Genomic DNA, 12,883 nt, shown 5'->3' with positions numbered 1-12,883 from the left:
ATTACATCTTTTATTGTACATGAGTAAGTAGTTTTTAACAATTCTAGACGGTTCTAGAAATAAATTAATATTTTAGCTAATAAAAAGGAGCATGCATTTTACCACTATCGTATTTCCACGATACTATCCATCTCCATTTTTTAAGCAATAAAAAAAGCAACCCCAATTATATTGAGATTGCCTAATCTATTCGAAATTAAACTAAATCTTCACCGAAGAATAAAGCGATTTCGCGCTCTGCAGAAGCAAGAGAGTCAGAACCGTGGATGATGTTGTGAGAAACAGTTGTTGCATAGTCACCACGGATTGTACCTGGGAAGCTACCAAGAAAATAGATTTTAACTATTATCCCTGAAATCACTAATATCATGGGTTCTCTGAAATAAACGAAAAAAACTAATTAGAACTAAGTTATTTACCTTCTATTTTCGATTATAAATGAATTGGAAAAGGAAGGCAAACAAAAAAGAGATTCACCAACTGTTGCTCATATCGAAACCAATTCAAACTTACATACATCACTTGGTTCAACATCTAAGTCATCTGTTGTCCTAACTATAGGATTCGAAATCATAGTTTCACTATTTGTTAGTGAATATGCTAGGAATTGTAATAGTCGCTTTAATAGATTTTCAAACTTTTCTTCATTAGATAATTTAGAATTTGTATCAAAGATAAAGTCAATAAATTTCACTCTATACTTTATTATATATAGGCAATTCGTGTTATACTCCTGAATAGCTTCCTTTAATCCCAAGACTTCTAATATATTTTGTACAATTTCAGGCGATTTACTTAAATGAACAACATTAGATTGATTTACTATATTATGATTGAATAAAAAACCATTGATACAATTATCTGAATTATAGAACAAATTTCCCTCTAAGCGATTCGCAACCAATCTAGCAACATTCCTATGCTCAGTATTATAAAAATTTTCCCAATCCACTTGTTGTCCTTTAAAGATACATTTTAGTTTAGTACCTTGTTTTTCAAAAATAATATCATGGTTTTCAAAGAAACACTTAATTTCTGTTTCACTCAGTAGCGCACTATGAAGATTGTACAGCTTTTCGTTTCCTTCAATCGGGTTAATTCTCTTACTCAGATGAAAAGAAGTAACATATAAATCTTCTATGTAACTTTTCAAGTCCTCTAGCTTATCCGCTGATTTTACTAACTGATAAAAACCATCTAACGAAATATCTTCATGATTAGATTTTAAAAATTCAAAATGTTCATCTGTCATATAAAGTATTTTTAAGTCTGTCTCACTTATTTTGAAAATGTTACACAACGACCTTACAATTGTTTCTGCGCTTTCAGTATCAATAACAATCACTATATTCCCCCTAGAGTATAAGTTTACTTCACAGCAAGTAAACCACATTATACCATTTTTAAGTGCGTGTGAAAAATGACATGGTATAGTACAAAAAACACACACAGGGGTATCATCAATGACCCATTAAATAGGAAGTAACACATCTTCTGATTGCACCTTTAGCTCAATCAGACCTGCTTTCACAATCTCAGCATTAATAACCTTATATGACCTTCCATAGAGCTTTATTGTTTCGTTCACTTGGAAACTCTTTCGATTCTTGGTGTTGTCTTGTACATTGATAACAAGCGTCTTAGTAGCTGTTACAATTTGTTCTTCGTCAACTGTCATTTCCTTATAGCTAATAACAGCAGGCTCTTGACGGTCTACAACAGTTTCCGTCTTATAGATAGGTCTACCCATTGCGTCAGTACCCACTTTGATTTTAACTGTGATGGTCGGCTCTAGGACATAGTTGCAATACTGTACTAAAGCTTTGTATTTAAACCTTCTATAAGCTACTACATCAGTCATTACAAGGTAGTACCTACTATTAATACTGATATAGTCACCACGCTTAAACTCACTCAAGGAATGGAAATGAAAGGTGCTGTCAGGCGTTAGCATTGCATTGGTTACAAAGCCATCTACTGCGCTTGGTGTGTCTGTCAGTTCATTCATCATATAAGGCTGAACAAGCCCTGAGAGCGTTTCTGTGAGCGTCTGAGCATCAAATAAATTCATCTTATCCACTCCTAAATATACAAAATGAAAATCTCAGAATTATTATTTTCAGTTTTCATTTTCCTTACTTTATTTGTTAATTGGTCAATACGCTTCATGAGGTTCTCATGGAACTCGCTGACCGTCATATCATCAATTTTGATTGACTTCATCATATTCGGATTGTTAGCTACTGATTCAAGCATACTAAGAGCAGTAGCATAGATTGCTTTTTTATCTGTCATAGACTGCGGATTGTACTCAGCATGAGCTTCAAGACCGTTTTCAGCAAGATACACCATCAACTCATTCTGCTCAAGGTTAATTCCTTTTGTTTCCAACTGCAAGCGTTGTAAATTGTTCATTTTTAGTTATCACTCCAATTAATTTGTTTTGTATAAATATTCATTTTTAACTTCCGATAAGCTGAATTATGTAAACTACAAGTAGTCACAAATAGTTGATATATCAACATTCTTCGATTTTATCAAAAATCACTATTATACATTTTCTATACATCTTTGATATATCAAGGTTTCTTCCGTCTACATATCTGTAAGGCTATTGAAAATCTTGCATAAAAAACAGCGATTTTATACATTAATATTTTTGTTGATTTTCCTCATTTGCCAACTGTAATAGTCTTTCCTTCACACCTCTAGGCAATGGTACACCAATCCTAGCTAGGTTCTCAGTAATAGACAACCCTTCCATGCCGATATAGAAGTAAATAGCCATTGTCCTAAACACAGGCGCACCTGACGCTGTAAGTACATCTAATAGGTTCGCCAAGACTATCACAATCATAATAGTGGCTTTCTTCAAGAAGCCGACAAAAGCAATCTTTGAGGACAGACGCTTTTGCACAAGTGATACAATGACACCTGTAACAATATCAATAACCATAAACGCAACAAGAACAGTCAATGATACATGCCACCCACCAATAAGGAAGGATAATGATGTTCCTGTTAATGCTAGGATAGTGAATAAACTCATTTTCTCCATTGTTCATTCACCTCCAATACAACTGTTGTAACAGGCGTGAAAAATTGGATATAGTCACTCCAACCCTCCACACCTGAAAAACCACTAGTTTTCACCAAAAATAAAAAGCCTACGTTCAACCAAAATCCCTATGATTTCAGCAAACAATAGACTTATCTTTTATCCCTATGTTATCCATCTTTACGATACCTTTTCTATATCATCACTAGAGCCACCAAAATTACTGTGTTCTACCTGCTCAAATGGTTTCACATCTTGTATGCGATTCATCTCAAGCGTAACATCATTCACATATGGCGACTGCTCAAGGATTGTTTCAACGCTTAAAGCACCCATTGCATGTTGCTTACTCATGTTGTCAATAATCTCAGCATGGTTAGATGGTGTGTTGTATTGGAAGTTAAATTCAAGCGTCATAAAATCATCTTCTGAAATTTGAACATCTTTGTATCTCAACAGCTCACAGACCTTCTCCCAACGCTCATAGAAGCCCTGTTTCAAGTAAGTTTCATTTAGCCCTGCTTTTGTATCTGCTAGTGAGAACAACAGCTTAATACTAACCTCTGATAAATTGCTCACATCAGTTTTGTTCATTGATACAGCAGGAGTTGAACTTACATCTAATAAAGCCTGTTGTAGCGTCTTGTAGACTAATTCAAAAGACTTAGAATCTAATTGATTAGTCACCATTTTGAAGTCAGCACCATCATCAAGGTTTAAACCACCTCCAACAATGTCAGTAGGCAAGGAGTCTTTAAGTTGCTGACCAACTGCAACAGGAATAGGATTCATAAACTTGTACATTGAATCAACATACTTGGATAACACATCTTCCATATTATCTAAGATACCTGTGTAATCATCTAACTCTGAGCGCCCCTCTGTATCACTAAACTCATTGTCAGTCTTGTATAGGACAGGTAAGCCACTTAGGTTAGCATACTGAGCAGCGAGTTTTAACTCACCACCTTCATTTGACCATTCCTGCCCTAGTTTGTCAGTATAAATTGTGTAATAAGCAATTCCATCAAAGACATAATGCTCAATAAAGGCAATCATTTCCCCATGATGATTGAACACAGGTGTCCCATCCTCTGCATCAATAATCTTTGAATCAATTCTCCCTTTAGCATTAATAAAAAGGTATTCAGCCACTTGACCAAACTTAATCAGCTTGCTAAGTATAATAACATTTTTATCATCAAAGCGACCTAGCTTATTGACCTTCAAGAACTGCTCAATCATCTTCTCAGCACCTATGATATTGACACTGTTCTTCAACAGGTACTGCGTTTGGAAGTTCAAAATAGTCTTAGCCATCTGAATCACAATTTTGCGTGGCTCAATGACCTGACCATTGTACTTAAATGAATCACGCTGTAGTATTTTGTGCTGACCATCTAAATACTTTTTCTTACTAAACACATCTTGCAAACGCTCTTGGTTGTCATAAGAGTTCACCTCCTCTAAGAACCAATGAGGGTTGCTTTTGTGTTTAACCTGTAAATATCTATCTAAATTCATTTTCTGCTTCCTTTCCTAATTTTAGAATAAAAAAAGTCACACTCTTATCAGAGCGTGACTGTAACCACAAATTATTACTAGGAATCTCTTTGTACCAATTCCTTAAATGTCATATTCATTTCTTCTTCAGTTAAATCTTCAATAAAATCTTTATATTTTTCACTCTTCTTCAACATTTCATCTCGTTCTAAAGACCGTTGATTAGAAGATGAGAATTTAACAGATACAATTTGTTTCCATATATCAAGAGATAAACGTAATTCTAATAAGTATTTAGGGCTAGTTAATTCTTCAATTTTTTTCTCTGATATTTCTTTTATAGTAGGATTATCTAATGATGATAGGTGTAAAGAAATTGCATCACCATGATTCGTTAAATTATGTTCAAGAATTTCAGTTGTTGCATAAACTAAAGATTTAATAAGAAAACTTTCTTTAATTTTTGTTTCTGACAAGATATTTTCAATATGTGTTTTAAAATCCACAATTCTATTAACTTCTTGGTTCGGTTTTAACCCTAGTCCAACATTAAAACCAAGAAGTAAAACAAATGTATCCATATCCAAATAGAATCCTTCTGTTTTTTCTTTAAATTCCTCTAAACTTTCAATATACAAATCTAACCATTTCATAACTATCCCTCCTATACTTATATATTACAATAAAAAGTAATTATCTACCACAAGAAGACCAAATTCATACATACCATTTATTTATTTTCATACCTTGAATTGCTAATGCTGTTGAAATCACGCTATCATCATGGTGCAAGTCACTATTCCCTCGCTTATTACCTAAGCGACCATTTGTTTCAACAAACATTTGCATTTGCTGTAAGGTAGTCTTACATTCGATATTCACAAGCCCTAGCTCAAACTGCTCTTTCATATCGCTTATCATAATCGCCTTTGTTTTCTCAGATGTAATGAAACCAATTTGTAGCTTCTTCTTTCCTCGTTCATCAAAGGTTTTCATCTTATACATATTGAGATAGCCACGCTCTTTGCGTAGGCGCTCAATGACAGGTAAACCATATGAGTTGCGTTCTACTGTCAAAAAAGCATAGTTATAAAAAATACCCAAGTCATAAATGACCTGAGCAAATTCATAGACTGCTATTTTATTATGGTAGAAGCTCATTACTTGTTGCCCTTCTGAATCAAATACAGTAATTGTTGAGTAGTCATTACCTGAGCCACTTGCTGTATCGACACCAAAGTAATATTTTTTTGAACGCTCAGGCAATTCGAAAAGGTCTAAGCCCTTACCGATGTATTTTCGAACGCTCTCAGGTACTTCTGACAGCACCTCATTTTTAGATAATGGCTCAATTGAATAAGAAAGCCTAGTTAATACCTTGTTTTGGTCAAATACACTTTTCCCTGTGCTAATAAAGGATTCTAACGCATTAGAAGGATATTCTTGCATGAACTGTTGTTCATTCTCCATGTCTTGAATTTTCCATCTTCGCCACATAAGTTGTCTTAAAGTTGCCCCTGCTCTATGTAGAACTGATTCATCTTCTTCTAAATCATCAGAAACAAGTCTCTTGCCACCATTGGTAGCTTTGTACCAACGCTCAGCTTCATCATAGTCATGGGCGAATTGTTTTTTGTATAGCTTGTGATAGAAGGGAATGAAGTAAGGAACATACTTAGACTTATTCTTGAGGGCTTGCATATACAAGCGATAGAAGTGGTTACTTGTACCATTTGAGGTTGTTTCAATTGTTAATTGGCTCTCAGCTCCTTTTGCAAGGGATTGTTCAACTGAGAGTAGTTGCGTTTCCTGTGAAGCATAGAAAGCAAACTCAGATAAATGGACATAAGTATACGTTGAACCACGCCCAATATCTTTGTTCCCCGCTGTCACAGAACTGATTCTTGAGCCATTAGTGAATAATAACTCACTTCTGTTATCCCTGCGAACATTTGGAAACACATGAGGGAATTTATCTCTTGGAACAGCATCATTCATTTGCTTCAACTTTTCAAAGAGTGCTTTTGCTGAATCACCCTTATAACTCACAATCAAGATATTTTCATTAGGCTTGGTTAATGCTCGCCACAATGCCCTAGCAAGAACAAACGTGCTTATACCTGCTTGTCGAGCTTTACCAATGACTACAAAGCGATTTTCTAGCATAAGATTTTCAATTTCTTGCTGTGCTTCATTGATTTCAAACTTTATGACTTGATTCTCGTTGTCAGTAATAAAAATAAAGTTCTTAGCGAATAATGGAAACTCACTAAGAACTTTGGTCAGTTTATTAACTTTAGTTACCATTTTTAAGACAGCTCCAATTCATCATAAGCACCATCGTTTTCTATTGGCTCATAGACTTTAGTTGTCTTAGCTTCCTTGTTAAATGCTCTCACCTGCTTTTGAAGGTCTAGTAATAGCTTAATAGACTTTTCATCACCTTCAATGGCTCTCTCTGCTGTAACTTGATAAATCTGCTCTAAATCATTCGCCATGCGTGATTCAAGATACAAATTAGTCAACATCAGATACTCAGAAGATTTCTCCCACTTCTTCATGTGGTTCAATGTTTTCACATCTAATTTTTGACACAGTTCTTCTTCCGAAAGTTCTTCTGTTCGATTGATATATAAGTCAAACTTCCATTTGAAGTATTCCCTTTTCTTGTATGGAACTGCTTCAAGTGCTTTGTAAATATCCATAAATATCATTCCTTTCTTTTGATGGGATTTAGCTGTTATATCCATCTCTACATTCAATAGCAAGTTTTGCTAGTTCAATGCATCTATCAACCACTTTATACTCTTCATATGTTTCTTTATCCACTAAGGGTTTTTGCTTTTTCAGTTTATTAATGCGATTCTCCCCTGCTCTAAGAACTCTTTTCTCAAAGTCAGTTAAGCCTACTTTTCTTTTTTGTTTTCGTAAGTCTAAAACAGCAATATAATCCTGTTCATTAGGGAACACATCTTCACCGTTTTCATCTTTAAATGTGTTGAATCGCTTTTCTGTTTCTTTTAGTTCTTCTACAGTAAAATGCTCTAGGTTAGTTACTTCCTCTATTTCCTTTTCACCATGTTTCTTTCTAAATGAATGATGTGTGATTTCATCATCTTCAAAAGGTGTTGTTCTGTATTGATTAGTGTTTTGTTTACCTGTGTCATTGTAATCACCGATATTTTTGTGAATCAGACCTACTTCAACAGCTTCATTGACTACTTTAAATGCTGTCGATTCTGAGCATTTTAAAATATTTGCCCAACGTGACTTAGAGCAACCAAATATGCCATCACCACTGTTAGCCCACTTAAAAACAGCTAGGTAAACATGCAAATGGCGAATATCTTTGATTCCATCAAACACCTCAAAATCAAGTTGAGTGAAATACTCAGTGTCAAATTTTGATAGCTCAACTAATAAAGTATCATTTGCTTTGAAAGCATCTGTAAGCTCACCATCTGCATTTGTAAATCTAATAACTTTTTTATCTCTTAGTGAGATAAGCGTATTCTTAATGGCTTGTACCCCTCGCTTTTGGCTACTTGCTAACTTGATATGCCCCATATCATGGATAGTCGATGGTGTTGTAAATATTTGACCTCTCAGGTTTCTGCTCATTGATAGCAACGAGTAAACATATAATTCCTCAGATGTAAGGTGAAACTCAGTTCTTTCATCTATCATTTGATTGTTAATTTGAATATAAGTAAATTTTTCCATTGTTAAAAACTCCTGTGTGATTGTATTTTTGTAATAAAAAGGAAGTCACCCTCTAGGCAACTCCCTAATTGATTTCCTTGTATTTGTCTAAAGCTCGCTGTAGTTCATCAGTTTTTTGATAGACTGTATAAATGGCATTATCCTTAATGCTTTTAGCCTTAATGATGTATGAAATGCCTTCTTCTTTTAGAAATATTGATAACTTCTTTGTAAAGCAAAAGAAGAAATCTTGCTCAGTTAACTGTTTCATCTGTAACGCTCCTGTTCTACTCCATTGAGCATTTAGTTGTTCAAGATATATTCTTTGTACATCTTCACTTTGCTTGAATCCATTGCTACTTTGTTATTTTCGTGACGTGATAGCAAAGCGATTGAGCAATCAATGTGCTTAGCAATATCAGATAGCTTAATTCGCTTTTGTCTACGCATTAAAAATAGCTCTATTTGTGTCATGGTCTTACTTCCTTTCTTCTAGTAATAAATTTGCATGATATGAATTGAAAAAAGCACTCCCATTACAGAGAGTGCCTAAAGGTATTATTCGCCCTGAGTTAATACTGCAACTGCTTTCTTTGAACCAACTTTTAATGTAGCTTCTGCAACCACTTGACCCTTCACTGAGTCACCTGTTTTTGCAAGTGGCTCAAAGTGTGGCTCACGCAAGTATGCTAAATCAACATAAGCGTCATTAAAGAACACCACTTTGTCAGCAGGAACATGTTTAGATAAAACAAATTTCACTGAACCATAGTTAGTATTGATTTCATCAACTAGCAATCCAAAAGAAGTTGTTACATGATTGTATGAGTAATTATCCTTATAGATAGCGTCAATTTTTTCTTTAATATCAGCATTTACAAAGGCATAAACCTGACCTTCTGCTAAATTCTGATTCCAAAGGTTACGCATAACTTGTTTAATTGCTTTTTCATCAATTGGAGCTGTTACAGCATTAGTAGCGTCAGCCATTTCAATTAGACCTGATAATTGACGCTTGAAAGGCGCTTTTGAACCATCTGCTTTAAGACCATTGATGAATTTCTTTTCCATGTTTACTTTTAGCTCTAACAATCGGTCAGCAACCTCTGCTGAGAACTGAGTTGATTGCATTGCTTCTGCTGTACCTGATACCTGAACACCCTTCTTGAAAATCTCAAGGATGTTACTTAGCTCTGCTCTAGCGCTCTCATAGAAAACTGTGGTGTCCGCACCCTCTACTGCTGAAATATCTTCATCATTTGAAAGTGATTTTTCTCTCCATGTGTACACAGTACTAAGCGCTTTTTCAATATTACCTTTTGCCATAAGTAATGATGTAAATGGCGTTGCCTGAACTCCAATTACTGCAATCTCATTTGCTAATGAAATGCGTTCTGATTCTGTGAATGATTGTGAATTAAACATTAATAAATTCCTTCTTCCTGTTATTTTGTTTTACTTAAATAATTTTGCGAACTTGCTTGCAATCATGCCTTTAGCGTCACCATTTTGCTTGTGAGCTGTATAATCATCTTGCTTAGCAACTTCTTTTGGCTTGAAGCCCATATCTAACTTGATTTCAGCGATTAATTGCTGAATCATTTCAATTTGCTTTTCAATGTTTTCTGTAGGTGAATACGTTGTTGCAAAGTCTTTGGCAAAACCTAAGCCCTCTTGCTCAAGTCGGAACTTCAAAGTATCCTCTTTAAGTTGTTGTTTTTCAATCTCAAGTTGCTTGGCTTGGTCTTGGATAGCGTCATAGTCAACCGCTTGCTCCTCTGTCTGTTCAACAGGTGCTTCAACTACCTCTGCTACCATTTCAACTGATTCTTCTGTTTGTAAGTTTTCCATTAATAATCCTCCTTCTGATATGAATTTTTCCGTATTTTCACGAATAAAAAAGCTAATAAGCAAATGCTCATGGCTTGATTTTCCACCAACCTATTTAAGACCTGAGAACGCTCTGTACGGTGTTCTAATTGAGCCACTCATAAATCTTCACCCGAACCATCAAGATGGCTCACAGGTGCTACTCAAGCTTTCCAAGTGGTGTCCTGAGCGCTCCACATTCAATAGATGTAATGAACATACTCAGTTAAAGATTTGAATAAAACTCAATAAAAAAAGGACTACAATAAAGTAGCCCTCAAACAATGGCGATAATTACGTTCAGTAGTTATCATTTTTTGGATTATCTTATGGAAATTATGCTAAGGCTCTAGTAAAACCTGAGCATAAGTAAAACTTTCATTTTATTAAATAACCCTCTCATTCTTTAAGGCGGTGGGAAGTCACTTTTGTAATACTTTTTTGTACAAGCCCTTTATCGACATGCTTTACAGATAGATAATAGTCCATCTTTTGCTGATTTATTGTCGCTATAAAACTCGTCAGTAGCAGGCAAGTGTTCACCGCACTTAGTACATTGTTTTGTTTTTAGTCCTAGTGTGCTTGTGTAGATTACTCTACGCCATTGTCTCTCAGTAAAGAAAAGAATCCCTCATTCTTTAAGGCGGTGGGAAGTCACTTTTGTAATACTTTTTTCCGCACAATTAAAAAACACCTGCAAAATAGGTGCTTTCACTACTTCCTCCAAAAGAAGGGTATTAATTAAGTCACCCGCATAACGAAGGTCACAACCTTCACACACGACCTGAGAGCCATCTAAGCAACCAAGTATCCATCTTGCTATATCTCGAATCGTCTGAGGGCTATTCTGAGAAGGTAGGCAAGAGAAAAAAGCACACCACGAAATTTCGATGTGCTTTTATAATAACTAATCCTCTTCACTAGAATCAGATTCGCTATTATGCTCTAACAATGTATCTCTGTATAATTCTAATAGACCTTTTACACTTTCTAAATTCGGTAAAAGAACAGGTGCTTCATTAGAATCTTCATTATTATTTTCAATTTGACGTTCTATATGTACCTCAGTTCCTTTAAGCATTAAGTTCGCCATTCTTTCAAAAGCCATTTGATGCAATTCAAAATTCTCAGGTGTTTGTGGTACGTCAGAAGTATTCATTACACTACGAACATACTCCTGTCTTATCATTTTTTGTTGCATATTCATATTTTCCAAAATTAATTGCTTAGTCTCCGCATCAAAATTCACTTCATTTTCTCTGCGTTTATCCTCTAAAACTATCTTTACATACTTGATAGCATTTGCTAAAAATAAACCGAATATCTTGAAGTCCACTAAACTATCTAATGCAACTTGATACCATTCTGAACCTTTATCAAATCCGACTAACTTGGCTTTTTTATTATCTGTAAGAACTATTGAGAAAATCTGATTCAAATGTTTTGTAAACTCTGCTACATCATCAAATAACTCAAAAGAAGGTAGTTTAATCGCATAAACAAAATTATATTTTTCGTTTCTATTATCTTCCACAATTCTTACTGTATCTATAAGTATTGAAAACTTAGCAAGTATTTTCTCTAAAGTTATTTTAAGTTCATTAAATCTATGAGTATCTTTGCTAGCAATAAAATAACTTAGTTCGCCTATTTCTTTTTTAAGGCTTTTTTCAAAAGGACTTTTTTGCATAGTTTTAATCAATACTTCTACTTGAGAAACAGAATCATAATAAAAGTTTTCCCAATCTATATCACTAAAAAAATTCATATCCTCTTCTGCTTTTTGTACTTTAACTGAAAGCGTATTATTTATACGACTTGCATCTGCAAAAATATCATCTACCCAATATTCAATTTCCTTAATTCTCATTAAAAACATCCTCCTTATTACTATGTCAATCATACCAAAAAGTTGGATGGTATTATCTGATAAATTTATGATATTAAGAAACCATATATCAAATGACTGTTTTGACACTACTTCCTTTGAGGAAGGTGTATCTATTCCACCTAGTAGATTCTTAGATTCAATTCATGAAAGCAGACTAGGGCGTCAGCCCGTCCATAGTTTTTTTCTTTATCCCTATTTATTTCTTTAATATGTTTCTTTCTTTAAACTTGTCAGAATGTGTTCCAACTCAGCTCACATTTTAGACCACCTTATCTAAAAACTGTCCCAAATTGGGACACATTTTAGACCCACCCTAGTGTAAAATCTGTTCCAAAATGGTACACACTTTATATAGACAATTTTAATCACTAATAAACTAATATTATTTACGCCCTAAGTGGATTTAATGCTTGACAATCATTCACGTCCTACCAAACATGAAGCCGAGTGAGTAGCAACGGCTCGGTGAAAAAGTGCCTGCCTTGTTCTCAAGAAATCTATAAATAGACTACAAGGAACAAGACAGACACCTCTCATAGTTTCATGAATCCTCGTTCGTAGAATCCGTATCGTATGCCCTGTTTAAGCGTGAACTCTCGTTCGGTATATCTACTATCTACTTCTGCCCCCAATAGTTCTCACAATCTGTACAATCGCTTTCTGCTATGCCACTAATCCTTATCCTACTGCATGAGGAAATCACGAAACTTTTGTGATGTTTGATAATACCCTGTGTAGCCGTAACCACTCAGACCTTCCACTCCTGACCTTTAACGGTAGTCACCACCATTCGCACCCAAAGCGAAACAAGGAACGCTTACATAGAGTGCTAACGATAATTATTACATCGGCTATCGTAC

The 12,883-nt window shown here is 34.8% G+C and carries 14 protein-coding genes and 1 pseudogene; all 15 read right to left on the bottom strand.

Annotated features, from left to right (window positions below):
* Nucleotides 1–196: 196 nt before the first annotated feature.
* Nucleotides 197–316, bottom strand: a pseudogene (locus A2J09_RS22745) (nucleoside-diphosphate kinase); the annotation flags it as partial.
* Nucleotides 317–487: 171 nt separating this feature from the next.
* On the bottom strand, nt 488–1,345 hold the full coding sequence (locus A2J09_RS03260; protein WP_036161169.1) for a hypothetical protein: 858 nt from the start codon (nt 1,343–1,345) through the stop codon (nt 488–490).
* A 126-nt stretch (nt 1,346–1,471) separates the two neighbouring features.
* Nucleotides 1,472–2,071 (bottom strand): hypothetical protein, encoded by a 600-nt coding sequence (locus A2J09_RS03255; protein ID WP_012293636.1) that lies wholly within the window; start codon nt 2,069–2,071, stop codon nt 1,472–1,474.
* 11 nt (nt 2,072–2,082) lie between these two features.
* A complete protein-coding gene (locus tag A2J09_RS03250; protein ID WP_012293635.1) occupies nt 2,083–2,415 on the bottom strand; it encodes a hypothetical protein in 333 nt (110 codons plus the stop codon).
* 235 nt (nt 2,416–2,650) lie between these two features.
* A complete protein-coding gene (locus tag A2J09_RS03245) occupies nt 2,651–3,058 on the bottom strand; it encodes a phage holin family protein (protein ID WP_012293634.1) in 408 nt (135 codons plus the stop codon).
* Nucleotides 3,059–3,238: 180 nt separating this feature from the next.
* Nucleotides 3,239–4,582: a phage portal protein gene (locus A2J09_RS03240; RefSeq protein ID WP_012293632.1), complete on the bottom strand. Its 1,344-nt coding sequence runs from the start codon at nt 4,580–4,582 to the stop codon at nt 3,239–3,241.
* A 77-nt stretch (nt 4,583–4,659) separates the two neighbouring features.
* Nucleotides 4,660–5,214 carry a hypothetical protein gene (locus A2J09_RS03235; RefSeq protein WP_012293631.1) on the bottom strand — a complete coding sequence of 185 codons (555 nt, stop codon included), beginning with the start codon at nt 5,212–5,214 and terminating at the stop codon, nt 4,660–4,662.
* Nucleotides 5,215–5,278: 64 nt separating this feature from the next.
* Nucleotides 5,279–6,868 carry a terminase large subunit domain-containing protein gene (locus A2J09_RS03230; RefSeq protein ID WP_012293630.1) on the bottom strand — a complete coding sequence of 530 codons (1,590 nt, stop codon included), beginning with the start codon at nt 6,866–6,868 and terminating at the stop codon, nt 5,279–5,281.
* A 2-nt stretch (nt 6,869–6,870) separates the two neighbouring features.
* Nucleotides 6,871–7,266 carry a hypothetical protein gene (locus A2J09_RS03225; RefSeq protein ID WP_036162631.1) on the bottom strand — a complete coding sequence of 132 codons (396 nt, stop codon included), beginning with the start codon at nt 7,264–7,266 and terminating at the stop codon, nt 6,871–6,873.
* A 28-nt stretch (nt 7,267–7,294) separates the two neighbouring features.
* Nucleotides 7,295–8,284, bottom strand: coding sequence for a hypothetical protein (locus A2J09_RS03220; protein ID WP_036161165.1), 990 nt, complete (start codon nt 8,282–8,284; stop codon nt 7,295–7,297).
* Between the two features lie 64 nt (nt 8,285–8,348).
* Complete coding sequence (locus A2J09_RS03215; RefSeq protein ID WP_012293627.1) at nt 8,349–8,534, bottom strand: hypothetical protein; 186 nt, start codon at nt 8,532–8,534, stop codon at nt 8,349–8,351.
* 32 nt (nt 8,535–8,566) lie between these two features.
* Nucleotides 8,567–8,737 (bottom strand): XRE family transcriptional regulator, encoded by a 171-nt coding sequence (locus A2J09_RS23290; protein ID WP_139015324.1) that lies wholly within the window; start codon nt 8,735–8,737, stop codon nt 8,567–8,569.
* Between the two features lie 84 nt (nt 8,738–8,821).
* On the bottom strand, nt 8,822–9,688 hold the full coding sequence (locus A2J09_RS03210) for an SU10 major capsid protein (protein ID WP_012293626.1): 867 nt from the start codon (nt 9,686–9,688) through the stop codon (nt 8,822–8,824).
* A 30-nt stretch (nt 9,689–9,718) separates the two neighbouring features.
* On the bottom strand, nt 9,719–10,114 hold the full coding sequence (locus A2J09_RS03205) for a hypothetical protein (RefSeq protein ID WP_036161162.1): 396 nt from the start codon (nt 10,112–10,114) through the stop codon (nt 9,719–9,721).
* A 925-nt stretch (nt 10,115–11,039) separates the two neighbouring features.
* Entirely contained in the window at nt 11,040–12,002 is a 963-nt protein-coding gene (locus A2J09_RS03200; RefSeq protein ID WP_036161158.1) for a hypothetical protein, read from the bottom strand.
* Between the last annotated feature and the right edge of the window lie 881 nt (nt 12,003–12,883).

The sequence above is a fragment of the Lysinibacillus sphaericus genome (assembly GCF_001629735.1).
Lineage (GTDB): Bacteria > Bacillota > Bacilli > Bacillales_A > Planococcaceae > Lysinibacillus > Lysinibacillus pinottii.
The sequence above is the reverse complement of the archived record's forward strand: the minus strand, read 5'-3'. Positions and strand labels throughout refer to the sequence as shown.

Coding starts and splice junctions, on each gene's coding strand:
- A2J09_RS03225 (WP_036162631.1), bottom strand. CDS start 7,266: ATGGATATTTACAAAGCACTTGAAGCAGTTCCATACAAGAAAAGGGAA.
- A2J09_RS23290 (WP_139015324.1), bottom strand. CDS start 8,737: ATGACACAAATAGAGCTATTTTTAATGCGTAGACAAAAGCGAATTAAG.
- A2J09_RS03250 (WP_012293635.1), bottom strand. CDS start 2,415: ATGAACAATTTACAACGCTTGCAGTTGGAAACAAAAGGAATTAACCTT.
- A2J09_RS03255 (WP_012293636.1), bottom strand. CDS start 2,071: ATGAATTTATTTGATGCTCAGACGCTCACAGAAACGCTCTCAGGGCTT.
- A2J09_RS03240 (WP_012293632.1), bottom strand. CDS start 4,582: ATGAATTTAGATAGATATTTACAGGTTAAACACAAAAGCAACCCTCAT.
- A2J09_RS03215 (WP_012293627.1), bottom strand. CDS start 8,534: ATGAAACAGTTAACTGAGCAAGATTTCTTCTTTTGCTTTACAAAGAAG.
- A2J09_RS03200 (WP_036161158.1), bottom strand. CDS start 12,002: ATGAGAATTAAGGAAATTGAATATTGGGTAGATGATATTTTTGCAGAT.
- A2J09_RS03220 (WP_036161165.1), bottom strand. CDS start 8,284: ATGGAAAAATTTACTTATATTCAAATTAACAATCAAATGATAGATGAA.
- A2J09_RS03205 (WP_036161162.1), bottom strand. CDS start 10,114: ATGGAAAACTTACAAACAGAAGAATCAGTTGAAATGGTAGCAGAGGTA.
- A2J09_RS03235 (WP_012293631.1), bottom strand. CDS start 5,214: ATGAAATGGTTAGATTTGTATATTGAAAGTTTAGAGGAATTTAAAGAA.
- A2J09_RS03245 (WP_012293634.1), bottom strand. CDS start 3,058: ATGGAGAAAATGAGTTTATTCACTATCCTAGCATTAACAGGAACATCA.
- A2J09_RS03230 (WP_012293630.1), bottom strand. CDS start 6,868: ATGGTAACTAAAGTTAATAAACTGACCAAAGTTCTTAGTGAGTTTCCA.
- A2J09_RS03210 (WP_012293626.1), bottom strand. CDS start 9,688: ATGTTTAATTCACAATCATTCACAGAATCAGAACGCATTTCATTAGCA.